Source organism: Noviherbaspirillum sp. Root189 (assembly GCF_001428545.1).
Taxonomy (GTDB): domain Bacteria; phylum Pseudomonadota; class Gammaproteobacteria; order Burkholderiales; family Burkholderiaceae_D; genus Noviherbaspirillum.
The window spans coordinates 153237-179858 of record NZ_LMHZ01000056.1 but is presented as its reverse complement, the minus strand read 5'-3'; the positions used below and the strand labels follow the sequence as shown (position 1 = coordinate 179858).

Here is a 26622-nt window from a genome sequence, read left to right as displayed (position 1 = left end):
GATTATGCACATTACGAATAGGTCGGCATGTACATCTGCACATAGCATTCTGATTTGACTTAACGGACACTATTCTCGTCAGGCCACGTCACGGGAAATGAACCCGGTGTGACGATGTTGCGGTGGCGTGATGGGAAGCCATACAGCAGCTTCGTCTATTCCGGTGCAGCACATGAAACATGAATGGCCATAACGGCCGCCAATTTTATTCCTTGCGATATGACTTCGGACATTACTCCAGAATACCCCAAGAGCCCGACGATGGGCCAGATGATGAATCAACCCATGCTGATATCTAGCATCATCCAGCATGCCGACCGCCATTTCGGGCGCAAGGAAATCGTTTCCCGCCGCGTCGAAGGCGATATACATCGTTACACCTATCGGGACTGCCACAAGCGCGCACGCCAAATGGCCAATGCGCTTGGAAACCTCGGAGTAGCGATGGGGGATCGGGTGGCCACCCTGGCCTGGAATGGCTACCGTCACCTGGAGCTTTATTACGCTATATCAGGAAGCGGCGCGGTAATTCATACAATCAACCCTCGATTGCATCCGGAGCAAATCGCATACATTGCCAACCATGCGGAAGATACCTATGTTTTCTTCGATTTGACTTTCCTGCACCTCGTGGAAACCCTTGCCGCGCAATGCAGATCCGTAAAGGGCTATATCGCCATGACGGAACGAAGCAACATGCCGGCCGTGTCAACGATTCCTAATTTAATGTGCTATGAGGACTTGATTGAGGCGAGCTCGGACCGTTACGAATGGCCGACGTTCGATGAAAATTCCGCGTCGACGTTGTGCTATACGTCAGGCACCACGGGTAATCCAAAGGGCGTCCTATACTCGCACCGCTCCACGATTTTGCATGCATATGCCTCGTCGATGCCCGATGCATTAAACATGTCAGGTCGCGAAGTGGTGCTGCCTGTAGTACCGATGTTTCATGTCAATGCCTGGGGCTTTCCTTACTCCGCGCCGCTCACAGGCGCAAAGCTGGTTCTGCCAGGGCCGGCGCTGGATGGCGGCTCGCTCTACGAGCTTATCGAACAAGAGGGAGTGACCTTTTCCGCGGGCGTGCCTACGGTCTGGCTTGGACTCCTTGAGCATGCAGGACGAGGGAAATTGACGTTTTCGAGCTTTCGCCGGATCGTGATCGGTGGAGCCGCCTGCCCGCCCGCAATGATGAAGACCTATCGTCAGCAGTACGGCGTTGAGCTAGTGCATACGTGGGGTATGACCGAGATGTCGCCGTTGGGAACGGTCTGCACGCTTCAGAGCCATCATCTCGTTCTGCCGCAGGACGAGCAACAGGCAATCCTGGAAAAGCAGGGTCACGTGGTATATGGCGTCGATATGAAGATCGTCGACGACGCGGGCAGTGAACTGCCCTGGGACGGTACTATCCGCGGCAATCTGTACGTTCGGGGGCCGTGGGTCGCCAAAAGCTATTTCAAGGCGGAAAACGGCGAAGTTTTGCAGGATGGATGGTTCCCGACTGGAGACGTTGCCACCATCGATCCGGAAGGCTATATGCAGATTACTGACCGTAGCAAGGATGTCATTAAGTCCGGCGGTGAGTGGATCGGTTCGATCGAACTCGAGAACGTTGCGTTGGCTCATCCCGCAGTTCGGCTAGCGGCCTGCATCGGTGTGTTCCACCCGAAATGGGATGAGCGTCCGCTGCTTGTCATCGTCAAGAAGCCTGGCGCCGACGTCAGCAAGGATGAGCTGATCAACTCCTACAAAGGAAGAGTCGCCAGTTGGTGGACACCAGATGATGTGGTGTTTGTAGACTCGCTGCCGGTCGGCGCAACCGGGAAAATTCTAAAGAATGAAATTCGCAACCAGCTGAGGGATTACAAGCTGCCTACAACCTAGTGATACAAGCCACTGCCAACTATTTCAACAAGGAGACTTACATGACATTCAAACTTCGCCCCGTGATGACGGCTCTTGCCATCGTATCCGCGTTTTCCGCATCGCCAACCGTGCATGCCGAGAATGTGAAAGTCGCATTTATCGATCCGCTTTCCGGTTCATTCGCTCCGGTCGGCCAGAACATCCTGAAGAGTTGGCAGTACATCGCTGATATGGCGAACAAGGAAAAATGGGCAGGCAACCATACCTTTGAAATCGTCGGCTTCGATAACAAAGGCAGTCCACAAGAATCGCTGACGGTCTTGAAGGCTGCAATTGACCAGGGTTATCGTTACATCATTCAGGGTAACGGCTCCGGGGTGGGCCTGGCAATCTTGGACGCGGTCAACAAACATAACGAACGCAACCCTGGCAAAGAAGTGGTCTATCTGAACTACGCCGCGGTGGATCCCGATCTCACGAATAGCAAATGCAGCTTCTGGCACTTCCGCTTCGACGCGAATTCCGACATGAAGATGGAAGCAATGACCTCTCTGATGGAGAAAGATCAGAACATCAAGAAGGCCTACATTATCGGCCAAAACTATGCATTCGGACATCAGGTTGCCAAGGCGGCTAAGGACTACTTGAAACGTAAGCGTGCGGATGTGCAGATCGTTGGCGATGACTTGCACCCGATCGGCCAGGTGAAGGATTTCGCTCCCTATGTCGCCAAGATCAAGGCATCCGGAGCGGATACCGTGATTACCGGCAATTGGGGTGCCGACCTTGCCCTATTGATCAAGGCGGCGAAGGAGGCGGGATTAACCGCCAATTTCTATACGTATTATGCTGGCACCACTGGCGTTCCCACCGCGATGGGTGCAGCGGGTGAAGGCCGCGTTAAAACCGTGTCGTACTGGAACCCCAATGGTCCAGGAGCAACGGGGCAGGCCATAGTGGAAGGCTTCAAGAAGAAGTACAACGATGACTACTCTGTCATGGCGACCTATACGGGTGTCGCCATGCTGTCAAAGGCGTTCAAGGACGCCAATTCGACCGACCCGCTCAAGGTCGCCCGAGCCATGGAAGGAATGAAGGTACAGAGCCTCAACGGTGAGGTCGAAATGCGCAAGAGCGATCACCAGTTGCAGCAACCTTTGTATATCACCACGTGGACCAAGGTGAACGGCAAGGACGTCAAGTACGACCAGGAAAACACCGGCTACGGCTGGAAAACCGACAGGAAAGTAGACACGTATATCGCGTCACAGCCATCATCTTGCCAGATGAAGCGTCCTGACTAAGGAATCACCTCCTGCTGCGTGCCACCGCCAGGTGGCACTTGGCACTTTCTGTTCAGTCAAGTACGCTAATAAAAATCCTTTCCTGTCAATTCATACCCATTCTAGGAGTTAGGCGTGGAGTTTACTTTAATTACCTTGCTTAACGGTCTGAGCTACGGGCTCCTGCTGTTCATGCTTTCATCCGGTCTGACGCTGATCTTCAGCATGATGGGTCTGAGCTACGGGCTCCTGCTGTTCATGCTTTCATCCGGTCTGACGCTGATCTTCAGCATGATGGGCGTGCTCAATTTTGCGCACGCCAGCTTTTACATGCTGGGTGCGTATTTCGCCTATGCGATCAGCATCAAGATCGGTTTCTGGCCAGCCCTGATCGTCGCGCCGCTGCTGGTYGGTGCGATTGGCGCCCTGGTCGAGCGCTATGGGTTGCGCTCGGTGCACAAGTACGGCCACATTCCCGAACTGCTGTTTACCTTCGGCCTGTCCTATGTGCTGGTCGAAGTGGTGCAACTGATCTGGGGCCGSGCCGCGGTGCCTTACCCGATTCCRCCKGAACTCGATGGCTCGCTGTTCACCCTGTACACCACCACCTTCCCGATGTAYCGCGGCTTCATGATGCTCATCGCCATCCTGATGCTGATCTCGATCTTCCTGGTGCTCACCAAAACCCGGATCGGCCTGGTCATCCAGGCYGCGCTCACSCATCCCGACATGGTGGAATCGCTCGGCCATAACGTGCCGCGCGTSTTCATGCTGGTGTTTGGCGGCGGCTGTGCGCTGGCCGGACTGGCCGGTGTCATCGGCGGCAATGCGTTCGTGACCGAACCCGGCATGGCGGCGACCGTCGGCAGCATCATCTTCGTRGTGGTGGTGGTGGGTGGCATGGGCTCGCTGGTGGGCGCCTTGCTCGCGTCACTGCTGATCGGCATCCTGCAAACCTTCGCGGTGGCACTSGACTATTCGTTTGCCACCTTGCTCTCCGGCCTGGGCACCAGGGTGACACCGGAAACCTTCGGTTTCCCGGTGCTGAACCTGACCATTTCCCAGGTCGCRCCGATCATGCCGTACCTGCTGCTGGTGCTGATCCTGATCTTCAGRCCGCGCGGTCTGATGGGKACACGGGAGGGCTAATGAACATGAATACCTTGACCATGAAAAAAACAATGACGTACAAGCCGCTCAACCTGRCGCGCTGGATCATYTGGGGCCTGTTTGCGGTGGCCCTGATCGTCGCGCCGCTGATCTTCRACAAGGGYGCGTCGCTGTCGATCCTGTCGCAGATCGGCACCCTGATGATCTTCGGCCTGTCCTACAACATGCTGCTGGGGCAGGGCGGCATGCTGTCGTTCGGCCATGCGGTCTATTCGGGCCTGGGCGCGTTCTTTGCGATCCATGCGATGAATCTGGCCACCGCCGGCAAGATGTGGATGCCTGTCAGCATGATCCCGCTGGTCGGCGGGCTGGCCGGCATGTTCTTCGGCATGCTGTTTGGCTATGTGACGACCAAGAAGTCCGGCACCACCTTCTCGATGATCACGCTCGGTATCGTCGAACTGGTGTTTGCCTGTTCGYTGATGTTCCCCGAGTTCTTCGGCGGGGAAGGCGGCATCTCGACCAACCGCGTGTACGGCGAGAAATTCCTCGGCATCAGCTACGGTCCGCAGATCCAGGTGTACTACCTGATCGCYGCCTGGCTGTTCATYGCCACCATCGGCATGTATGCGTTCACGCAGACGCCGCTGGGCCGCATCATCAACGCGGTGCGCGACAATCCGGAGCGGGTCGAATTCATCGGTTAYGACACCCAGTGGGCCCGTTACCTGACGCTGATCCTGTCGGGTTTCTTTGCYGGCATTTCGGGTGGCTTGTCGGCCATCAACTTTGAAATCGTGACTGCCGAAAACGTCAGTGCCTTRCGCTCGGGCGGCGTGCTGCTGTTCACCTTCATCGGGGGTGTCGGCTTCTTCTTCGGCCCGATGATCGGTGCCGTCATCGGCGTGTTCCTCACCGTCATGCTGTCGGACTTCACCAAGGCCTGGCAGCTTTACCTCGGCATCTTCTTCATCCTGATCGTGATGTACGCCCCGGGCGGTATCGCCGGCATCCTGATGCTCAACCTGCGGGTGGCCAAATTCGGCAAGTTCCGGCGGGTCTGGCCGCAGATGCTGGCCGTGTGCATTGCCGCACTGRTCGGCCTGGTCGGTGYCGTGATGGTGATCGAAATGCTGTACCACTACACGCTGGAATCGGTCAACGGCACGCARATGAARCTGTTTGGCACCATGGTCGATACGGCCGCGCCAATACCCTGGGCGATTGCGCTGGCGTTGGTGGCCATTGGCAGTGCTGGTTTTTGGAAAACGAAACAATCATTTACCCATGTGTGGGGCGAAGTGAATGGCGAAATTGAAGAACAGATCCGGAGGGCCACGGCATGAGCGCGTATTCCCTTGAACTGAAAGAYGTRCGCAAGAGCTTTGGCAAGTCGGAGATCATCCGCGGCGCCAATCTGGCGGTCCCCAAAGGCGAACGCTTCGCCATCATCGGCCCCAACGGCGCCGGCAAGTCGACGCTGTTCAACCTGATCTCGGGGCGTTTCCCGGTCAGCTCGGGCGACATCCTGCTCAACGGCAAGAGCATCCTGGGGCTCAAGCCMTTCGAGATCAACCGCAGCGGCCTGTCGCGCAGCTTCCAGATCACCAACATCTTCCACCGCTTGTCGGTGTACGAAAACCTGCGTTGCGCGGTGCTCTGGTCGCTGGGGTACAAATACTCGTTCTGGCATCGCCTCAACGGCTTGAAGGATGCGCATGAACGTGCCGAAGCGGTCCTYGAGCAAATCGGCCTGCGGCGCCGKCGCGACACCTCGGCCGGTCTGCTGACCTATGCCGAGCAGCGTGCGCTGGAAATCGGCATCACGATCGCCGGCGGTGCGGAAGTRATCCTGCTCGATGAGCCGACCGCCGGCATGAGCCGCTCGGAATCGGACGCGGCGGTGGARCTGATCCGCAAGGTSACGGTGGGCAAGACSCTGCTGATGGTCGAGCATGACATGAGCGTGGTATTCGGCCTGGCCGACAAGATTGCGGTGGTGGTGTATGGCGAAGTGATCGCCTGCGACACGCCGCAGAATATTCGTGGCAATCAGAAAGTGCAGGAAGCCTATCTGGGCGGCCATGCACCGGCGGAGGYGGCATAAATGGCAGCATTACTGGAAATCAAGGACCTGCACGCATACTACGGCAAGAGCCATGTGCTGCACGGGGTCGACCTGAATGTGGGCGAAGGGGAAATCGTCAGCCTGCTGGGYCGCAACGGCGTGGGTCGTTCGACCACGGTCAAGTCGACCATGGGACATGTCGATGTGACYGGCTCGATCAAGTTCAGGGGGGAAGAGCTCACCGGSCTGAAGGCCTTCGAGATTGCCCACAAGGGCTTGGGGTATGTGCCGGAAAACCGCGATGTGTTTCCCACGCTGTCGGTCGAGCAAAACCTGATCCTGGGCGAGAAGAAGGGCAAGAAGTCGCGCTGGTCGCTGGACGACATGTACAAGATGTTYCCGCGGCTGAAGGAGMGSCAGCATACGCCGGCCGGGGTGCTGTCGGGCGGMGAGCAGCAGATGCTGACCTTGTGCCGCACGCTGATGGGCGACCCGGACCTGATCATGATCGACGAGCCGACCGAAGGGCTGGCGCCGAAGATTGTGGAACTGGTGGGGGCATTTCGGTATTGCTGGTCGAGCAGAAGCTGGCGATTGCGATGGAGATTTCGCAGCGCGTGTACGTGATGGGGCAYGGCTCGATTGTGTTCGAGGGCACGCCGGATGACCTGCGCGGCAATGCGGCTATTCGCAAGGAATGGCTGGAAGTCTGAAGCAAGAAGCACAGGAAAGGGTGGAGTTGTCCACCCTTTCTTTTTTGTCCTTTCCGTTTAATCCAGACAACGACGCGAGCACCTTTCATGCCCTTCATCGGACCTGATGTCACTCTGAACAACCCCGCCTATGTCCACGACAGTGCTCTGCTGTACGGAAAGGTCACTGTCGACAAGCACGCGTCGATCTGGATGAACGTCGTTGCCCGCGCCGAGCACAAGGAGATCGTGATTGGCGAATACACCAATATCCAGGACTTTGTAATGCTGCACATCGGTGACAAAACATCGACCGTCATCGGCAGCCATTGTTCTATCACGCACCACTGCACCATTCATGGCTGCACGATCGGTGACAATTGCCTCATCGGTATCAACACGACAATCATGGACGGCTGCGTGATCGGCGAAAACAGCATCGTTGCAGGACACAGCTTTCTGAAAGAAGGCACAGTCATTCCGCCCAATTCGATCGTGATGGGAACACCGGGCAAGGTGATACGCACGCAAAACAACTTCGTGCGTAACCGCCTGAATGCCTACATGTATTACCGTAACGCGCTCGCCTACGCGTCCGGCGATTATCGTGCCTGGTCAACGGAGTCCTTTCCACATGAAGTGGCCGAAGAGGTCCGCCGCCTGTCAGCACTGGTGGAAGCTGGCGAGGTCTAGAACAGATTTCATATGTTGGCGCGCATCCAGACTGCCGCAATCTAATAGAGCGGATTTCACCGTGTGTACTGTCGCCTCGGTCCGCCTTGACGCGCAGGACGGCGTTGCTTGTCGCTTGTGTGGCCCGCCACACGGCACTTCGCGCGCCTTGTCCTGCAACACCACGATGAAATCCGCTCTAGAAAATCCGGTCCAGTAAATTCGAATGTGAATAAAGTGTCTACGTAATACTACGCCTACCTCTGCGAACAAGCCTGCTCAATACTTCATTAAAAATAAAAGCTAACGACATGACGGCATGTATCCCTTTTTGGGATATCACCGCGCCATATTCTGGGGAGAAGACACAATGAAAAACCTGAGCAAGCGCCGGACATTCCTGCTGTACGCATTTTCCATCGCAGCCGCTGCCAGCGGTTCCCTCTATGCGCAAAACACCGATCCAATCAAGATCGGCGTATCCGGTCCGTTCAGTGGCGGATCGAGCCCCATGGGCGAGAGCATGCGCAACGGAATTCGTCTTGCTGTGGACGAAATCAATAACATCGGCGGTATCAACGGTCGCAAGATCGAACTGATCGAACGCGATGACGAAGCTAAAAATGAAGTAGGGGCGAAGATCGCCGATGAACTGACCAGGCAGAAAGTCGTGGCGACAATCGGTATTGTGAACACAGGTGTCGGACTTGCATCGATTGATGCATACCAGAAGGCGAAGATACCGCTAATGATCGCCGTGTCGACAGGCACTTCGCTGACCAGAAAATATGCACCGCCATTAGCGTCAGAGAATTATATTTTCCGGGTTGCGCCCACACTTGATCTGGAAGCGAAGGTCCTCGTCGCCGATGTCAAGCGCAAAGGCTTTGATAGCCTCGCGATCCTCGCCGATGGCACCGCGTATGGTGAGGCGGGGCTCAAGGCATTTCAGGAGCAGGCAAAGCAGGCTGGGCTGGAAATTGTCGCTGAAGAGCGCTTCAAGATCGGTGACCAGGATATGAGTGCGCAGGTAAAACGCGCAAAGGCCGCCGGCGCGGAAGCCTTGATCGTATGGGGTATCGGCCCTGAACTGGCCGCCATCGCACGCAATAAGGATGCGGCCGGGTGGAAAGTGCCAATGCTCGGCAGTTGGACCTTTTCAATGCGCAATTTTATTGACGGTTCTGGCAGAGCGGGCGAAGGTGCGCTGATGCCGCAAACGTTTATTCAAGACCTCGGTTCCAGCAGCAAAAATAGTTTCCTCCTTGCGTACAAGCGTGCGTTCAAGAACGACCGTATTCCTTCTCCGATGAGTGCTGCGCAGGGCTATGATGGCATGCATCTGCTGTATCTCGCGATCCGCCAGGCCAACTCGACCGAAGGACCGAAGATCGTGGCTGCGCTTGAGAACCTGAAGAGTCGTTACCAGGGCGTGATTACGAGCTACAACAAGCCATTCTCCAGAGAAGATCACGACGCAATCACACAGAATATGTTGATCATGGGGGTGGTTGCCTCCGGGCGCGTTGATTATGCGTATATGGATGACCAGAAGAAAGGTGCGCTACTGCGATTGAAGGCGCAATAAGCCTGTGTGGGCGTGAGCGTAAAAGTTCGTGCAAAACCGGTGAATGGCAGCAGCGACAGCGCTGCAACTCGCTTCACCGAACCGGGTCTACTGACGACCCGGTTTTTTTTCTTGAAAATAATACGGCCGTGCTTTTTTGCGGTATAGTTGTGGCGTCAAAAAATAAGAAAGTGGTTCCGAGCTTGGGAATAAGCTTGCGATTCATCGCTGCCGATGCTGTGAGTTAGCAGTGTGGTCGATGGATCGGCAATCTCGTAGACATCTAATTTAAAAAGGAAGAGATATGACTGCCGAATACAAGGTCAATGGCGCGGTTGCCGTCATTACGCTCAACAATCCCCCGGTAAACGGCCTCGGCCATTCAACCCGCAGCGCCATCGTCGACGGCATGAAGCAGGCCTTGAACGACGATGCTGTCAAGGCGATTGTGATCACCGGCGCCGGCAAGGCATTTTCGGGCGGCGCGGACATCAAGGAATTCAATTCCCCCAAGGCTCTTGCGGAACCCTCGCTGCACACCGTCATCAACGTCGTCGAAAGCTCGACCAAGCCGGTCGTCGCTGCCATCCACACCGTCTGCATGGGCGGCGGCCTTGAACTGGCCCTCGGCTGCAACTATCGCCTCGTGTCGCCTGGTGCGCAAATCGCGCTGCCGGAAGTCAAGCTCGGTATTCTCCCGGGTGCCGGCGGCACACAGCGTCTGCCGCGCGTACTCGGCCTCGAAATGGCCCTCAACATGATTGTCTCCGGCAACCCGGTTCCTTCTGACAAGCTGGCAAAGACCGGCCTGTTCAATGAACTGGTGCAAGGTGACCTGATGGAGGCCGCTATTGCGTTCGCCAACAAGGTTGCCGATGTGCGTCCGTTGCCGAAAGTACGTGATATCAAGATCGACTATCCGAATTACGAAGGCTTCCTGCAGTTCTCGCGCAATACCGTGCGCGCAATGGCGGGTCCGTTCCCGGCACCGCTCAAGTGCGTCGACGCTGTCGGCGCCGCTGTCACGATGAAGTTTGAAGACGGCTTGAAATATGAGCGCGAACTGTTCCTCGATCTGGTCCAGACGACCGAATCCAAAGCCCTGCGCCACGCCTTCTTCGGCGAGCGCGCGGCGAGCAAGGTACCTGACGTTCCGGAAGACACCGCGACCCGCCCAATCAAGTCGGCTGCGGTAATCGGCGCGGGCACCATGGGCGGCGGCATTGCAATGAACTTCGCCAATGCCGGCATCCCGGTCAAGATTCTGGAAATGAAACAGGAAGCGCTCGACAAGGGCCTCGCGACCATCCGCAAAAACTACGAGAACACGCTGAAGAAGGGCAAGCTGACTCAGGAAAAATTCGACCAGCGCGTCGGCCTGATCACCGGCACACTGTCCTATGATGAGATCGGCCAGGCGGACATCGTCGTCGAAGCGGTGTTTGAAGAAATCGGCGTCAAGGAACAGGTCTTCAAGAAGCTCGATGAAGTCATGAAGCCCGGCGCAATCCTCGCGTCCAACACATCGACACTCGACGTCAACAAGATCGCCAGCTTCACCAAGCGTCCGCAAGACGTGATCGGCCTGCACTTCTTCAGCCCGGCCAACGTCATGAAGCTGCTCGAAATCGTTCGTGGCGAAAAGACTGGCAAGGATGTGCTTGCCACATCGCTGCAACTGTCCAAGAAGATCAAGAAGACCGGCGTTGTTTCCGGCGTCTGCGATGGCTTCATTGGTAACCGCATGATCGAGCAGTACAGCCGCCAGGCAGGCTTCCTGCTGGAAGAGGGCGCACTGCCGGAGCAAGTCGACAAGGCCATCGAGAAGTTCGGTTTTGCGATGGGTCCGTTCCGCATGGGCGACCTCGCGGGCAACGACATCGGCTGGGCTATCCGCAAGCGCCGCTATGTCGAAAAACCGGAAGTTACTTACTCCAAGACGGCCGACCTGTTGTGCGAGATGGGCCGCTACGGTCAGAAGACCAGCGCAGGCTGGTACGACTACAAGCCGGGCGACCGCAAGCCATATCCATCGCAAGTCGTCAATGACATGATCGTCAAGCATTCGGCCGACCTCGGTATCGAGCGCCGCAAGATCAGCGACCAGGAAATCATTGAGCGCCTGGTGTACGCCCTGGTCAATGAAGCCGCCTACATCCTGGAAGAAGGCATCGCCCAGCGCGCGTCCGACATCGATATGGTTTATCTGACCGGCTACGGCTTCCCGCTATTCCGTGGTGGCCCGATGTTCTATGCCGACACGGTCGGCCTGCCAAACGTCGTGATGGCGATGGAGAAGTACGCAAAGGGCCGCCACGGCGAGGCCTGGAAGCCGGCACCACTGCTGGCGAGGCTTGCTGCGGAAGGTAAAACGTTTAACTGATGTCCTGATGTCCTGATGCGCTGACGTTAGCAGAATCGCTGGCCGAATTTATCGGTCAGTGAAGCATCAAGAGAAAAGCCCGGCCCGGCATGGTCCGGGCTTTTTGTTTTTTGGCTTTCTGCCCCCTGTTTGCGCGACCCGGGAAAAACAGCATCCAAATGGCACCTTGCTTGACGAATGTCAAAACACGTTAATTGTCGTAGAGCAACATTGACGACGGAGGGTCTCGTCCTTCCATAGTTATGGGATACCGGATGTATCTTGTTGCGTTTATAGTCGAAACGATGCGCAGGCCCGATGTTCCAGGCTTGTATCCTTGAGCGGAGGTCCGCGCAAGACGGTAATTGAAAGCAGTGTCATGGAAGATCCCCGCAAATCGACGATCCTGATCGTCGATGACGAAGTACGCAATCGCAGGCTTCTCGAAGTGTTTGTGCAAGCCGACGGTTACCAAACCCTTGTGGCTGGAAGCGGCGAAGCCGGATTGGCCATCGCCATCGAACATCAGCCGGATCTGGTCCTGCTGGACTTGATGATGCCGGAAATGGATGGATTTGAAGTTGCACGCGCGCTGAAAAGCAATGTGCGGACACAGGCTATTCCCGTATTGATCGTGTCCTCACTCGATGATCCCGCAGCACGCAACAGGATGCTTGCATCGGGTGCCGATAAGCTGATTGTCAAACCGATCGATCGCTGGCAACTCTCTCGTGGTATGGCAGATCTGATGAAGGGCAACAGCGGCGGATGAAGAAAAAGAACATCGCTAGCCTGGATCGCGCCAACCGTGTGCTGACCATGCTCAGCCGGATCAATCGCACGATCATCCGTGCCGAGTCCCCCGATACCCTGTACCGCGAGGCATGCCGGAGCGCCGTGGAATGCGGCATGTTTCGTTTTGCCTGGATCGGGATGGTGGATTCAGTCAGCGGCGATATTCGCCTCATGACTTCCCATGGCGATCCCTGTGGCGACGAAGCCAGTCTTGTGGCCAGTGGCGGCCTGGCGGATGTCGTCCGCCAGAGCGGCCGCCTGTGCATTTACAACGACCTCATGACGCTGCCAGACCACATGGGGCGTCTGGAGCTGTTCAACCGGGGCTTCCACGGGATGGCCGGTCTTCCGCTATCCGAAGACGGCAAGGCTATCGGCGTTTTCCTGCTCTATACGGACCAGACGGAATGCTTCGATGACACCGTGGTTGAGTTGATGCACGAGGTCGCTGACGATATTGGTTTTTCGCTTGGTCATATCTTGAATGACCAGCGCAGGCTGGCCGCCGAATCGAAGCTGTATTACCTCGCGTTCTACGACGCGCAAACCGGCATGCCCAACCGGGCACTACTCGATGAGCGTCTGCCGGTCCTTGCCCGACGCCTCGGTGACATGCTTGTTCTCGATATCCGCGTGCATCGCGTCGATAAGGTGACCGAGGCGTTCAGCCGCCCGATAGCGGAAGGCGTGTTGCGCTCGTTAGCCTCCAGGCTGGATGCCTTTCGCGGCAACGAAGGGTTCCTGGCGACGCTCGCACAGGATGAATTTGTTCTGGCCGTTCCGACCCCGGCTGGAGATGGCAGCATCGACATCCTTGCACAGGATATCTTGCATCTGGTGGAGGAGCCGCTGGCCTTCAGTGGCGGCGAGATCTTCCTGCATGCGTCGGTTGGCGTGGTGCGATATCCGGATCAGGAAACGGACCCGGCGCAGCTTTTACGGCGCGCGCGCGTCGCGGCGGACAGTACCGGCGCCGGCTACGGCTACCGCTTGTACAGTTCTGAGCTGGACCACGGGTCTGAGCAGCGCGTACAGATGGAGATCGAGCTGCACAAGGCACTCGAACGGGAAGAGTTCCGTTTGTATTATCAGCCGCAGCTCGACATCAATTCCGGGCACATGGTTGGCATGGAAGCGCTATTGCAGTGGCAGCATCCCGAGCGCGGCATGTTGTCGCCCGGCGTTTTCATCCCCTTGCTGGAAGAATGCGGCCTGATGCCCCAGGTCGGCGCATGGGTATTGCAAACGGCCTGCGCCCAAGCCAGGGAGTGGCAAGACAGTGGTCTGCCGTCAGTGCGAATGGCGGTGAATGTGTCGGCCTTGCAGTTCAGGATGGCGAACCTGACGTCCGTAGTGTGCTCGGCGTTGAAGTCGACCGGACTTGATGCCCGATGGCTGGAACTCGAACTGACCGAAAGCCTGATCCTGGAAAATGCCGAAGCCACGATAGGCGCGATGCATGAACTCAAGGCACTTGGCGTCACACTGTCACTGGATGACTTTGGCACCGGCTATTGCTCGCTCAGCTATTTACGTCGCTATCCAATGGACCGGCTCAAGATCGATCGTTCATTTGTCAATGACATGATCGAGCACGCAGGGAGCGCCGAGTTGGTCCGTGCGATACTTGCCATGGCCAAGGCATTACGGCTCCATACCATTGCGGAAGGAGTAGAGACCGAAGAGCAGTTACACTATCTGCTTGAGCAGGGTTGCGACGAGATGCAGGGTTATTTTTTCAGCAAGCCCGTTCCGCCGGAAGATGTGCGCGTCCTGCTGTCGAATAGCGCAGCCCTGCCAATGTCAAGAAAGTCGCCGTGCGATTGAAGGCATTAGGCATTAGTGCGACCGTCTGGACGTCAACGCTTGCCGCACCGTCGGCGGGCACCAATCAGGAAAACGATCAGTCAATAGCAAGGTGGGCGGGCAGGCAGTGAACTGACATTACATGAATACGACGGCATGCACGAAGAATTGACTGAGATACTCATCGCGGAAGACAGCCCCACACAGGCGGGGAAATTAAGATATTTGCTGGAGGGCAAAGGATATGTGGCGCGAGTGGCGGGCAATGGACGCCTCGCCCTTGAGGCAATCCGACAGCGCAAGCCCCATCTGGTGTTGTCCGATATTGTCATGCCTGAACTTGATGGCTACGGCTTGTGCCATGCGCTCAAGTCCGATCCGGCATTGCGTGATATCCCTGTCATTCTCGTGACCTCGCTGATCGATCCCGAAGATATCGTGCGCGGCCTGGAGTGTGGCGCCGACAACTTCATCCGCAAGCCGTATGCTGATGATTACCTGCTGGCCCGGATCGAACAGGTACTGATGAACCGCAGGCTGCGTCAGAACCACGAGGCAGGCGAGGGCATTGTCGTCTACCTGAATGGCGCACAACACCACATCACCGCAGAAAAGCAGCAGATCCTGGATTTGCTGGTGTCCACTTATGAACAAGCCGTACTGGTCAATGAACAGTTGCAGGCGCGTGAGCGCCAGGTCAATGAATTGAACGTACGCCTGGCACAACATGCCGCGCAACTCGAAGCCACCAACCGGGAAATCGCCCATCAGAACCTGCAACTGGAACAAGCGAGCCGCATGAAGTCGGAATTCCTCGCCAACATGTCGCATGAGTTACGCACGCCACTCAACGCGATCATTGGCTTTTCCGAGGCGCTGAAAACGGGGCTGCTGGGACCGCTCGAATCTGCCCAGGAGGAAGCTGTGGGTGATGTCTTTGACAGCGGGAAACACTTGCTCTCGCTGATCAATGACATTCTCGACCTGTCGAAAATCGAAGCTGGAAAAATGGAACTCGAACTGGAGCCGACCGATATCCAGCGATTGTTGCAAGGAACGATGGCGGTCTTCAGGGAAAAGGCGGCGATCGGGCAGATTCACTTGCGGCTCGAACTGGAAAACCTGGGGTGGACCATGCTCGATCAGCGCAAGACGCGGCAGATTGTCTTCAATCTTGTTTCGAATGCGGTCAAGTTCACTCCGGCCAGCGGCAGCGTTACGTTGCGCATGTGTCGCATGGAGCGCGAGCAGCTGGCGGGCCGGCGCCTTGTCGGCGACGAATCCACCATCGCGCCCGACGCGCGGCAATTCATTACGATTTGCGTGATCGACACTGGCATCGGCATCAGTGATGAAGATCTCGGCCGCTTGTTCCAGCCCTTCGTACAACTGGACAGCGGCATGGCCCGTAAATACGAAGGCACAGGGCTTGGACTTGCACTCGTCAAGCAACTAGTCGATTTGCACGGCGGGGCAATGACGGTTGCCAGTGTGCCCGAGCGCGGTTCAGAATTCATGGTGTGGATACCCTACCTTGAGGCAACCGCACCGGCGCTGCTGGCAACGAGCTGACGGCTTTTGGTATTGCGCGAACCTTATCTGCCGTTCTACCAATAGTTCTCGGTTACATACTGTCCCGGCGTCGCGCGGCGGTCCGGTCGCATGCCACGCTGGTGCAAAAGGGCGCGCATGTCGTCGATCATCTCCGGATTGCCGCACATCATGATTCGCGAGGTGTTCATAGAAAGTGGCACTCCCGCCGCCTTCTCCAGCCTACCGTCCTCGAGCAAGGTCGTGATTCGGCCTTGCAGATAAGGTGCATTTGCCGGAAGACTCGTTTCTCGTGTCACCGAACGCACCACGTGGAGCTGCGCCGAGGAGCCAAAAGCCGGTTCACGGCACAGGCGTTCAAGTTCTTCCGTATAAGCAAATTCATTGGCATGTCGCACGCAGTGTACGAGAACCAGATTGCGGAAATGCTGCCAGACATAGGGATCGCGCAGCATTGAGATATACGGGCCGACGCCTGTTCCGGTCGATAGCATCCACAGATCGCTGCCGTCTTTGAAACGGTCCGGGGTCATGAAGCCGTAACGCTGTTTTTCTAGGAGAATAGGGTCGCCCGTACGCAGGCTCTTCAGTCGCGTGGTGAACAAGCCATGGGCAACAATGATGCCGTAGAACTCCAGGGTCGCTGTTTCCGCAGGCGCCGAAACCATCGAAAAAGCGCGCCAGATAATCCCGTTGTCGTCACGCAGGCCAAGGCGTGCATACTGGCCTGCAACGAAGGAATAATTTTCAGGACGTGTGGTCGTAAACGTGAGCAGCCTATCGTTCCACCATTTCATCCCGGTGATCGATTCGGTCGTCGCTTTCGACGCAATGAGTTCTTCATTCAGCATTTGTATCTGGCGTGACAGGCAACGCACCATGAATATTTAAGATATATTGTACGTGAATCTTTATTCAAGGGCAGGCAATGGCAAAAATCGTCTTACTCGAAAAAATCCATCAAAGCGCAGTGGAACATCTTCAAGCGGAAGGCTTCACGGATATCGTCCAGATGCCCACCGCACTCAAGCCGGATGAACTCAAACGCGTCCTTGCCGACGTCGATATGGTTGGGATCCGTTCCGCTACCCACGTGTCGGCCGATACCTTGCAACAGTTACCGCGCCTGAAAGCAATTGGGTGCTTTTGCATCGGTACCAATCAGGTTGACCTGACGGCCGCTGCGGCGCAAGGTATTCCAGTATTTAACGCACCATTTTCCAATACCCGTTCGGTTGCCGAACTGGTCATTGCACAGGCGATTCTCTTGCTGCGTCGTATCCCTGAAAAAAATGCGAAGACCCATCGGGGCCAATGGGATAAAAGCGCACAGGGCGCCTATGAAGTACGGAACAAGGTGCTCGGCATCATCGGCTATGGCAACATCGGCGCCCAGGTCGGCATCCTCGCCGAAAGCGTCGGCATGCGGGTCAATTATTACGACGTGGAGAGCAAGCTGCCGCTGGGTAACGCTCGTCCCATGCCGACACTGGACGACTTGCTGGCAACGGCCGACATCGTCACTTTACATGTGCCAGGCGGCAGCACAACGGAAAACCTGATGACGGCGGAGCGCATTGGTCTGATGAAACCGACTGCGGTACTGATCAATGCGTCGCGCGGCGGTGTGGTCGATATCGATGGCCTGAATACGGCCTTGCGCGAAAAGCGACTGGCGGGCGCGGCGCTCGACGTATTTCCGGCAGAACCGAAAAATGAAAAGGAAGAGTTTATTTCTCCTTTACGCGGGCTGGACAATGTCATCCTGACGCCACATATCGGTGGCAGTACCGAAGAAGCCCAGGAAAACATTGGCCGGGAGGTGTCGGACAAGCTGGCGCGTTTCCTCAAGGCCGGCACGACGCGCTGGGCTGTTAATTTCCCGGAAATTCGCCATCTTGTAAAAGAAGCCAAGAGCCGCGTGCTTCATGTCCACAGGAATGAGCCTGGCGTCATCGCGCGCATGAACGCCGATTTTGCAGCGAGTGGAATGAACATCGTCGCGCAGCACCTGCAGACGCGCGGGCCGATTGGTTATGTAATGACGGACGTCGATGCGGTGATTCCCGCAGACTTGCTGCAGAAGTTGCGCAGCGAACCGGCGACGATTCGCTGTGAACTGATCTGAGGGTTCGCCGTTTGCAAAAACTGGTCGACAGCGCGGAGGGCAGCGGCTCAGGCCGTGGCCTTTTCTTTTTCCCGGCTGTGAAACTGAATGATCTGGCGTTTGCGCAGGCTGCCGTTGCCCTTGAGTATATCGGCGAGCGTCAATTCGCCGAGCACGCTCAGATAGGCCTGTGTCGCCTTGGCCAGTGCGCCTTGCAGCTGGCACGAAGGTGAGAGCACGCATTCGTTGGCTTCAGTGTCGAAGCATTCCACCATTTTGAAATCCGGCTCGGTCAGTTTCACGACGTCGCCGATATTGATGGCTGCGGGCTCTTTCCCCAGACGCAACCCGCCGCTACGGCCACGGGTCGTTTCAACCAGACCCGCAAGACCCAGTTGATGAACGATTTTCATCAGGTGGCTCTTGGAGATATCGTAGGCATCTGCAATGTCCTGAATGGTGACCACGCGATCACGATGCATGCCAAGATACATTAGCACACGCAGGGAATAGTCGGTGTAATCGGTAAGACGCATTGGAAAGGCCAATCGTGCAAAGCGGGATTGGCCCATTATATATGCGATGTTCTTCGCAGTAGAATCAGGCCCTTCCGGCGCTGTTCCACAACTGCCGAATTAGCGTCTTTCCTTAACGTCTTTCAGATGCGTCAGATGCGCTTGCTGGTGACGACCCGTGCTTCACCGCGATCGCCAATGGTATGCAGCGTGACCGGCCGACGCCAGATGCGCCCGATGTATTCGAGCACACGTTCCGCGCGCGCAAGATCGATACCGCGACCGTCGCTCTGGTGGTCATGCAGCAATTGCAGACTGCCGTCCACGTGCAGGTTGTTGGCCGCGATACGTGGGGCGCCGTAGTTGAATTTCGGCGACAGGATGGCCTCATGCACTGCGTGGACGTCGTTGTCCGCAATACGAATGTCGCCATCGTTACGGGCCTCGTAGACAAACAGCTCCAGCTTCTCAATCAGTTCCTTGGTCAGATAGTTACGTACGAAGCCGAAGTCATCTTCTTCTTTCATGATGCGGCGCGCATTGTCCAGTCCATGCTTTTCAATGATGTCTTCCCACATCGAAAAGCCGAGGTGATACGGATTGACCGCCAATGCCAGTTGCCGCTCCGCCGCATACGGGCGCACGACGTCGGAGTGCGCCTTGATCGCCGACAGGTAGAGGTCATGCGGGAGGAAGTCCGCTTCGCGCAACAGCCGCGCGTGCCAGTACGATGCCCAGCCTTCGTTCATGATCTGGCAGGCAAATACCGGGTAGAAATAAAACGACTCTTCCCGGACCGCGAGGAAAATGTCGCGCTCCCAGCCTTCCAGATCCGGCGCGTAGTTGGCGATGAACCACAGCAAGTCATATTCCGGTTGCGGGGGAATAGTGGCACGTTTGCCCGTCGCATGATGATCCGTCGGCGCCTTCTCGCCGGGCAAGCTGCGAAAACGCTTGAGGAAGGGATCTACGTCCGGTTGCGGTTCGGCCTTCTGTCCCGGGGCCGCGTAGAGTGGGCGATGAAGCTCGCGGTTAATGTCGATGTGCGGCTCCAGCGCAAGCGCCGCATCCAGCACCGCTTCGACGCGTTCCTGTCCGTGCTCCTGAATCGCCGTCTCGATCCGGTGCGCGCGGGCCGCGGCTTGTTCGAGGATGTGACCGCCCGCCATTTCCATGAACTTGGCGAACAGATGATTGTTCTTGGAAAAATCGGCATGCCCGAGCACGTGAGCGGTGACCAGTGTGTTTTCCGGCAGCGTATTGCCGTTGACCAGATACGCGCGACATGGGTCGCCGGGAAACATCACTTCAAAAATGCGCGAGTGGCCCATCCCTTGGCGGATCAACTGGTGGATGTAGCGCACGCCGAATGACCAGTGATGCATGCGTACGGGCAAGCCGTACACTGCAATTTCCATCATGAAATTATTCGGCACCAGTTCAAAGTCGACCGGATAATAATCCAGCCCAAGATCCCGTGCGAGCTGCTCGATCTGGCCTGAGTATTTCTTCAGCGCCTCGATGGTTTCAGGCGAGTTCGTCGTTGTGCACATGTATCCGCCTATCCTTATTCACTGTTACTGTTGCGCTTATTCCGATTCCTGTTGCACGAAGAATTTACGGATTGCTTTCCATACGTCTTCATGGCGAGTCAGGATGCTGCTGCCGATCGGTGCGCCGGTACGCTCGATTTCCCCGCAAAGCATTTTCATTTCCGTTTCGCTGGTTCGCGGCGAACCCGGTACCGTTTCGACATAACCGATGAAATTAAGCAACTTGCCCAGCTTCGCAAGATACTCGGTCGCCGCGGCCCGGTCTTCGGTGAAATTTTCGCCATCCGATGCGTAGAACATGTAGCCGTTATATTGCGACGGGTCGTATTCAGTCTCCACCATTTCATGGACCAACTTGAACGCTGTGGAAGCGCCGGTGCCACCGGTACCAGTCACATTGAAAAACTCGCTTTCCGAGAATTCCCACGCCTGCGTGGTATGAGCGACAAATCGCGTTTCTACCTTTGCATAACGACGCCGGATGCCCTGCAGCACGAAGAAGAAGAAGCTCTTCGCCAGTTTGCGTTCAGCGTCGGTCATGCTGGCCGAAACATCAAGCGCAAAAATCACGACGGCGTTGGTGGCCGGCTTGCGTCGGTGCACCAATTGCTTGAAGCGCAAGTCTTCATTGGTGAAGGCAACCGGATTTTCCTGCGTCGCGCGCCGCTTGACCGCTTCCTTGACGGTGCGCCGACGGTCAAGGCGGGCACGCGCGCCATGTTTGTCCCAGCCTTCACGGACATACTCATCGTCGGTCACGGCAGTGTTGCGCTTGGGCTGCAGATCGGGCAGTTGCAATTCTTCCCACAGCCAGTCGATGATGTCATCAACCTTGAACTCCAGCATCAGTTTGACTTCACCTTCATCATTCCCGCCCTCGCCATCTTCGTCACCCATGTCGGGTTGCGCTTGCCGCAGGATGTCGCCGGGCTTGCCCTGACCCTGGCCTGCGCTCGAATGGGTTTGCGAAGGAGATTCGTTGAGGCGGAACCGCGCATGTTCCAGCAGCTTCACCGGAACCTGCACGGTCCTTTCCTGGGAGCCGGTGATGACATCCGGCCCCGCTACCAGGTTGGGAAGGTTCTCCTTGACGGCCTCGCGCACTTTCTCATTGTGGCGGAGCCAGTCGCGCGAGCCCCTGGAGAACAGGTCATACCAGGGTGTTTCAGCAGAGATCGTGATGAGATCGCTCATAGTTGAACCTTAAGATGCGCAATGCGCATCATTCCTGCGCCATCAACGTGGTCACATAGTTCAGTGCCTCGCGTGCGCTGTGGCTGTCATACGCATACTCGTCGACAAGCCGTTTCTCCACCACGGAAATTTTCTGACGCACTTCTTCGTCAGGACGCGTGGTGGAACTGACAAGCCGCAATACATCACGGCGCTGTTCAAACAGGTACTGCTGGACCGCGTTATGCAACTGCGCATGACTGTCGAGCGTGAACTTCTCGCCACGCTTGTACGCGCCCATGGCTTTGCGGACCACCTCCTGGCGGAAGGACTGTTTGCCTGAATCGGAGATGTGGATCTTTTCTTCGACCGCGCGCAGGAAGCGTTCATCCGGTTTGCGTTCTTCGTTCGTGATCGGGTCCTTGATGTGGCGGTTGTCGAGCATCGCCTCCACTTCATCAAGGTACTTGTCGAGCAGATCCTGGGCTTCCTGTTCGAAGGAGACGAACAAGGCCTTGTGCACATCTTCCTTGACCCAGCGGTTATAGAAATCCTTGCGCGCCAGCACAAGATAATCAATCCATTTGCGCTTGCGCTTCGGGTCGATACGTGCATCGTTTTCAATCGAGTCCTTCAGTGCGAGCAGCACGTCCATCGTGGTCAGGCTCTTTGCGTTCGACTGGATGATGGCATTCGACAGCGCGTTGATGACAAAGCGCGGTGAAATACCTGCAAGGCCTTCATCGGGCATGCGTTGCTTGAGCTTCTCCGTTTCCGCATGTGCATAGCCCTCGACCTCTTCACTGGCGTAGAGACGCACTTTCTTGCTTAGTTCCAGTTCCTTGTCTTCGCCTTCATGCAGGCGAGTCAGGATTGCAAACACCGCGGCGGCGTGCAACACGTGCGGGTCGAGGTGCACTTCACGGAAGGCCGGTGCGGCGGACGAAATCAGTTTCTTGTAAATTCGCGCCTCATCCTTGTAATTCAGCGTATAGGGCACCTGGATAATAACCATGCGGTCAAGCAGGGCTTCATTCTCGCTCTCCTGCAAAAATTTGCGGAATTCTGCAAGGTTGGTGTGAGCGAGAATCGTTTCGTCCAGATAGATCAGCGGAAAGCGTGACACCTTGACGTTCTTTTCCTGTGTCAGCGTCAGCAGCAGGTAAAGGAATTCGCGCTTGACCTTCAGAATCTCGATCATCTCCAGCATGCCGCGGCTCGCTGCGTAGACAGCGCCGGACCACGACCATGCACGCGGGTCGCCTTCGTCGCCGTACTCGGCGACCTTGGACAAATCCACGGAGCCGACAAGGTCAGCGAGGTCCGCAGTCGTCGGATCGTGCGGCGCATAGGTGCCGATACCCACGCGTCCTGCCTCGGAAATGAAAATCCGCTCAACCGGCATGCGCAGGAAATCGCCATCGTAGTCGTTCTCGAGACGGGTACGGCAGTGCGGGCAGACTTCACCGCTGATTTCGACGCCATACGTCTCGCGGAAGCGTGCGCGCAAAGAATGGGGTACGAGGTGCAAAGGCGATTCATGCACCGGGCATCCCTGGATCCCGTATACCGCGCCCGCTTCCGTGCGGCTGTATTCTTCGAGCCCGCGTTTGAGAAGGATCACCAGCGTTGATTTGCCGCCCGATGGCGGACCCAGCAACAGCAGCAGGCGACGTCCGACTTCCGACCCCGCAGCAGCAGCCTTGAAGTAGTCGACGACACGTTCGATCGATTCGTCGACGCCGAACAGTTCCTGGTCAAACAACTTGCATCGGAAGTTGCCGGTTTCATCTTCGCCGCCCATCCAGCGAATCATGTCCCACATGTACTGGTGGGACGTACGCGCAGCACCACGTGGGTCTGCAGTCATTATGCGATCGAGGAAATCCGAGAGCGTCCCGGACCAATACACTGCACGATGGTCCTTGGTGAAGGCGACCAGACTTTTCAGAAGGTCCTCTTGCTGCTCGGTACGGTTGACATCACTTTGAGTGGTCATTGCATCTGCTCCCCGCAAGTTTGCCGTGTATTCAGGATGGACACACGAAATCGGTTTACGTTTCTGTCGCTCTCAAGTTAAGTATAGGGCGGGCTGAAAACATTAAATGATGAGACTCGTCAATGAATCCACATTGCCTCGCGTCTGTATTTGCTTGAGGTGCATGTGCACATCTACGTTAGTAGCAAGATGCATGCAAGCACATCAGCGGGAATGGCGGTGTGAAAATCGGAGTAGCACAAGCTGCATCGCCCGGTTCCGGCATTAAAAATGGCTGGATCGCTTGTTGATCGTTTCGGTCTTGCCTGCACGTTCTTTCAGTTCGCGATGGAAAAGATGCGCACGGTAAAATTTACATGCAGATCGGGACGAATGCGCATGGCCAAGCTTGCTATGGATCAACTGGCGTGTTGGGTAAGCGCGCATTGCAGCGCTAAAGAAGCGCGGTCTGCGCTGGCGCATAGATTGGTATAGGCGGATGTGTACATTGAATCCATTCGGAACTAAATAGAGGTTGACCCATGATGCCGGTGCTGTTTGCGTTGCCAGGCAACGAAGAGGCAGGCAAGCGTCTTGCCCGTGCAATTGGATGTGAAGTCGGACGGATCGAGAGCCGTCGCTTCCCCGATGGCGAGTCGTATATCCGCTTGCTGTCGGCAGTCGAGGGCCGGGATGTCGTGCTTGTCTGTACGCTGCACAAGCCTGATGAGAAACTCGTTCAGCTTTACCTTGCGGCAAATATTGCCCGCGAGCTTGGTGCACGCAGTGTCGGCCTGATCGCACCATATCTGGCCTATATGCGCCAGGATTCCAGGTTCAAATCTGGTGAAGGCCAAACTTCGTCCCATATTGCACGACTCATTTCTTCGTGCTGTGACTGGCTGGTAACGGTAGATCCACACCTCCACAGGCACAGCAGCCTATCGGAGATCTATTCCATTCCTACCCGTGTCGTGCAATCCGCATTATCAATCGCTGCCTGGATTAAGGCCAATATACCTGATCCGGTCATCATTGGTCCTGATGCGGAAAGCGAGCAATGGGCTGCGAAGGTTGCAGCCGCTGCCGGCTGTCAGCATGCCATCCTGCAAAAGACCCGCTATGGCGATCGCGAAGTGGAAGTGTCCGTACCCGACACCACGGGATGGGATGGTGCAACGCCTGTCGTGGTTGATGACATTGCCTCCAGCGGCAAGACCATGCTTGCCGCCGTGCTCCATCTGCGCAACACAAACCTGCCGGCACCGGTGTGTGTTGCGGTCCATGGGGTTTTTGCTGGCAGCGCTTGCCAGGAATTGACTGAGGCCGGTGTGGCACGGATCGTCAGCTGCAACACAATCGCACATGAGACCAACGAAATCGATGTTTCTGACGCGATTGCCATCGCAGCGGCCGAGATGCTGAATCGTACGGCTTTAGCCGCTTAAAGACTTTTGCCAAGGGTTCTGTTTGAAGATTGCGGAGCGGCAGTATCAGATACTGTACGCCGGCATTGGCTTTTCATGGTTCTCTTTTCTGGAAATGCAGTGCTTAGTGCGGCGCGACAGCCACATCTCTTCTGCATTCGCAGCATGTCATTGACATGGTCCGCCAATTTAGGTGGAATAAGGGTAACGATGAATAGCGGAAATCTTTGCCTTGGAACAGAGTTTGCATGGTGAGTAATGAAGGCATGGAAAAGTTGGCCCATGCCGAACGCTGCAACTTACTCGCTAGCAGATATTTTTAAAGGACAATGCCAATTGTAGTTTTTGCAGAGCTGACATACGACCATTCGACTATGCGGCCATGCGTCCCGGAGCCTCAGGAGTTTCAGACATGACGATTACACTCGCTCGCTCTCATCCGATCTATAGCATGAAGGAAGTTGAGTCTGCCCAGGAAAGGGCACGCGCATTGAAATCGCCAGAGCTTGAAGCGTTTTACGAAAATATGCTTGAACTTGGTGCAGAGCGTTTCGTGACCACGCCTTCCTCGACCAGTGCGCTGGAACCGCTTTACGAAGATTGCCCCAATTTCAGCGACGTGCTGGACGACCTGAAGCGTTATCTTGGGTTGTCGATTGCAGGCGGTGCAAGTTTTAACGTGATGCCGGTGCTGCTATTGGGTGATCCCGGTGTCGGCAAGACCCATTTTGGAAAAAAGCTCGCGGCCGTGCTCGGCACAGAATTCGAGTTCATCAGCATGAATGCATTGTCGGCCGGCTTTGTGATTACTGGCAGTTCATCGACCTGGAAAGGTGCAAAATGCGGCAAGGTCGCCGAGCGCCTGGTACGCGGCAAGTTCGCCAATCCTGTTGTCCTGCTTGATGAAGTTGAAAAGGCGACAGGCTCAACCCAGTCTGACCCCATGGCCGCCCTGTACCAGTTGCTTGAGCCTGAAACGTCGCGCGCTTTCCATGATGAATTCATCGATGTCGACCTGGACGCCAGCCAGGTATTCTGGGTGCTGACTGCCAACAGTATCGATGGCATACCGGAAGCGCTGCTGTCGCGCATGGCCGTGTACGAAGTGCCGTCGCCAACGCCTGATCAGGCTGCAGGTATTGCACAGCGTGTATATGTAGGCCTGCTGCGTGAGCTGCGGCTTAAGCATGTCGATGAGGAATTGTCGGATAACGTGCTCGACAAGTTATCTGAAGTCTCTCCAAGAGAAATGCGCAAGGCGCTGCTCGATGGCCTCGGCTATGCCGTTGCTGCCGGGCGCACCGCTCTGACCCCGGAAGATGTTCGACTCAAGGCGGAAACGGGCAAGCGCCGGATCGGGTTCTGACGGCAAAGGCAACCGCGACCTGCAGACCTTCTGCGTTCACTACTTTAGTGCGCCATCGTGCGCCGCGTCGCAGCGGCAGGCGGCTCTTTCCATTACTATGTTTTTTGACGGTGCTCAATATCGCGCCTTTCTTTGTGCAACATCACTGCACAGGCACTCTCAATACAACATCAACATAAGGAGCGTCATGGATAAATTGCTTGGCGGATTCATGCTGGCGATAGTGGCTTTTCTGACTGTCGGCTGTGATAAGCAAGGAAAGCCGATCCAGGAGTTTGGTTTGGATAAACTGGAAAAAGGAGTTTCGTCCGAATCGGACGTACGCATGGTGATGGGACAGCCGGAAACCGTGTGGGAAGACGACGACGGCGGACGTGAGCTGCAGTATCCCAAAGGCCCGGAAGGAGTGCGCACCTGGGAATTCATCATCGACAAGCATGGAAAACTCAAGGACTACCGGCAGCTGCTGACCGAGGAAACCTTTGGCCGCATCAAGACCGGTATGACAAAAGATACCGTGCGCCGTATGCTTGGCAAGCCACGCACGGTCCAGCAATATAAGCTGAAGAACGAAGAAGCATGGGACTGGCGCTATCTGACCGGCACCACTGAACGTTTCTTTAACGTGCATTTCGATATGACCACAGGCCGTGTCACTGGCACATCCAGTTCAGACGCATCCAATTATTGATCGCGCTAATTGGCCATTGCATTTTTACCGATGTTGA

General features: G+C 56.2%; 20 protein-coding genes and 1 pseudogene. 16 read left to right on the top strand and 5 right to left on the bottom strand.

Features of this window, described 5'->3' with window-relative positions; translation table 11 throughout:
- The first annotated feature begins 261 nt into the window (after positions 1 to 261).
- The 12 genes and pseudogenes from ASE07_RS23725 (at position 262) to ASE07_RS23670 (ending at position 15796) form a co-directional block, all read left to right on the top strand.
- Positions 262 to 1887, top strand: coding sequence for a 3-(methylthio)propionyl-CoA ligase (locus tag ASE07_RS23725; protein WP_082584445.1), 1626 nt, complete (start codon positions 262 to 264; stop codon positions 1885 to 1887).
- A 65-nt stretch (positions 1888 to 1952) separates the two neighbouring features.
- Entirely contained in the window at positions 1953 to 3173 is a 1221-nt protein-coding gene (locus ASE07_RS23720) for a branched-chain amino acid ABC transporter substrate-binding protein (protein ID WP_442946125.1), read from the top strand.
- A gap of 171 nt (positions 3174 to 3344) precedes the next feature.
- Positions 3345 to 4301 carry a branched-chain amino acid ABC transporter permease gene (locus ASE07_RS23715; RefSeq protein ID WP_442946124.1) on the top strand — a complete coding sequence of 319 codons (957 nt, stop codon included), beginning with the start codon at positions 3345 to 3347 and terminating at the stop codon, positions 4299 to 4301.
- The gene (locus ASE07_RS23710) at positions 4301 to 5608 is read left to right on the top strand and encodes a branched-chain amino acid ABC transporter permease (RefSeq protein WP_442946122.1); all 1308 of its coding nucleotides are present in this window, start codon (positions 4301 to 4303) and stop codon (positions 5606 to 5608) included. The genes ASE07_RS23715 and ASE07_RS23710 overlap by 1 nt, the downstream gene beginning before the upstream one ends.
- Positions 5605 to 6369: an ABC transporter ATP-binding protein gene (locus tag ASE07_RS23705; RefSeq protein WP_057293285.1), complete on the top strand. Its 765-nt coding sequence runs from the start codon at positions 5605 to 5607 to the stop codon at positions 6367 to 6369. Before ASE07_RS23710 ends, ASE07_RS23705 begins: the two co-directional genes overlap by 4 nt.
- Positions 6370 to 7043, top strand: a pseudogene (locus ASE07_RS23700) (ABC transporter ATP-binding protein).
- Positions 7044 to 7130: 87 nt separating this feature from the next.
- Complete coding sequence (locus ASE07_RS23695; RefSeq protein WP_057293284.1) at positions 7131 to 7715, top strand: gamma carbonic anhydrase family protein; 585 nt, start codon at positions 7131 to 7133, stop codon at positions 7713 to 7715.
- A 349-nt stretch (positions 7716 to 8064) separates the two neighbouring features.
- Positions 8065 to 9282 (top strand): ABC transporter substrate-binding protein, encoded by a 1218-nt coding sequence (locus tag ASE07_RS23690; protein ID WP_057293283.1) that lies wholly within the window; start codon positions 8065 to 8067, stop codon positions 9280 to 9282.
- Positions 9283 to 9565: 283 nt separating this feature from the next.
- On the top strand, positions 9566 to 11644 hold the full coding sequence (locus ASE07_RS23685) for a 3-hydroxyacyl-CoA dehydrogenase NAD-binding domain-containing protein (RefSeq protein ID WP_057293282.1): 2079 nt from the start codon (positions 9566 to 9568) through the stop codon (positions 11642 to 11644).
- 358 nt (positions 11645 to 12002) lie between these two features.
- Positions 12003 to 12395, top strand: a complete 393-nt coding sequence (locus tag ASE07_RS23680; RefSeq protein WP_057293281.1) for a response regulator — start codon at positions 12003 to 12005, stop codon at positions 12393 to 12395.
- Positions 12392 to 14245: a putative bifunctional diguanylate cyclase/phosphodiesterase gene (locus tag ASE07_RS23675; protein WP_057293280.1), complete on the top strand. Its 1854-nt coding sequence runs from the start codon at positions 12392 to 12394 to the stop codon at positions 14243 to 14245. The genes ASE07_RS23680 and ASE07_RS23675 overlap by 4 nt, the downstream gene beginning before the upstream one ends.
- Before the next feature lie 135 nt (positions 14246 to 14380).
- Positions 14381 to 15796 carry a hybrid sensor histidine kinase/response regulator gene (locus ASE07_RS23670; protein WP_057293279.1) on the top strand — a complete coding sequence of 472 codons (1416 nt, stop codon included), beginning with the start codon at positions 14381 to 14383 and terminating at the stop codon, positions 15794 to 15796.
- Positions 15797 to 15831: 35 nt separating this feature from the next.
- Here ASE07_RS23670 and ASE07_RS23665 read toward each other — a convergent pair whose 3' ends face one another.
- Positions 15832 to 16626 (bottom strand): ferredoxin--NADP reductase, encoded by a 795-nt coding sequence (locus ASE07_RS23665; RefSeq protein ID WP_057293440.1) that lies wholly within the window; start codon positions 16624 to 16626, stop codon positions 15832 to 15834.
- A gap of 77 nt (positions 16627 to 16703) precedes the next feature.
- Between ASE07_RS23665 and serA the strand changes: the two genes are divergently transcribed.
- On the top strand, positions 16704 to 17903 hold the full coding sequence (serA, locus tag ASE07_RS23660; protein WP_057293278.1) for a phosphoglycerate dehydrogenase: 1200 nt from the start codon (positions 16704 to 16706) through the stop codon (positions 17901 to 17903).
- 47 nt (positions 17904 to 17950) lie between these two features.
- Here serA and ASE07_RS23655 read toward each other — a convergent pair whose 3' ends face one another.
- The 4 genes from ASE07_RS23655 to ASE07_RS23640 form a co-directional block, all read right to left on the bottom strand.
- A complete protein-coding gene (locus tag ASE07_RS23655) occupies positions 17951 to 18418 on the bottom strand; it encodes an RrF2 family transcriptional regulator (RefSeq protein ID WP_057293439.1) in 468 nt (155 codons plus the stop codon).
- Between the two features lie 131 nt (positions 18419 to 18549).
- The gene (locus tag ASE07_RS23650; RefSeq protein WP_057293277.1) at positions 18550 to 19950 is read right to left on the bottom strand and encodes a SpoVR family protein; all 1401 of its coding nucleotides are present in this window, start codon (positions 19948 to 19950) and stop codon (positions 18550 to 18552) included.
- 36 nt (positions 19951 to 19986) lie between these two features.
- A complete protein-coding gene (locus ASE07_RS23645; RefSeq protein WP_057293276.1) occupies positions 19987 to 21144 on the bottom strand; it encodes a DUF444 family protein in 1158 nt (385 codons plus the stop codon).
- Positions 21145 to 21172: 28 nt separating this feature from the next.
- Entirely contained in the window at positions 21173 to 23122 is a 1950-nt protein-coding gene (locus ASE07_RS23640) for a prkA protein (RefSeq protein ID WP_057293275.1), read from the bottom strand.
- A 521-nt stretch (positions 23123 to 23643) separates the two neighbouring features.
- Between ASE07_RS23640 and ASE07_RS23630 the strand changes: the two genes are divergently transcribed.
- The 3 genes from ASE07_RS23630 (at position 23644) to bamE (ending at position 26585) form a co-directional block, all read left to right on the top strand.
- On the top strand, positions 23644 to 24549 hold the full coding sequence (locus ASE07_RS23630; protein ID WP_057293273.1) for a ribose-phosphate pyrophosphokinase: 906 nt from the start codon (positions 23644 to 23646) through the stop codon (positions 24547 to 24549).
- A 391-nt stretch (positions 24550 to 24940) separates the two neighbouring features.
- Complete coding sequence (locus ASE07_RS23625) at positions 24941 to 25894, top strand: AAA family ATPase (RefSeq protein WP_082584419.1); 954 nt, start codon at positions 24941 to 24943, stop codon at positions 25892 to 25894.
- 187 nt (positions 25895 to 26081) lie between these two features.
- The gene (gene bamE / locus ASE07_RS23620) at positions 26082 to 26585 is read left to right on the top strand and encodes an outer membrane protein assembly factor BamE domain-containing protein (protein ID WP_057293271.1); all 504 of its coding nucleotides are present in this window, start codon (positions 26082 to 26084) and stop codon (positions 26583 to 26585) included.
- Positions 26586 to 26622: the final 37 nt, after the last annotated feature.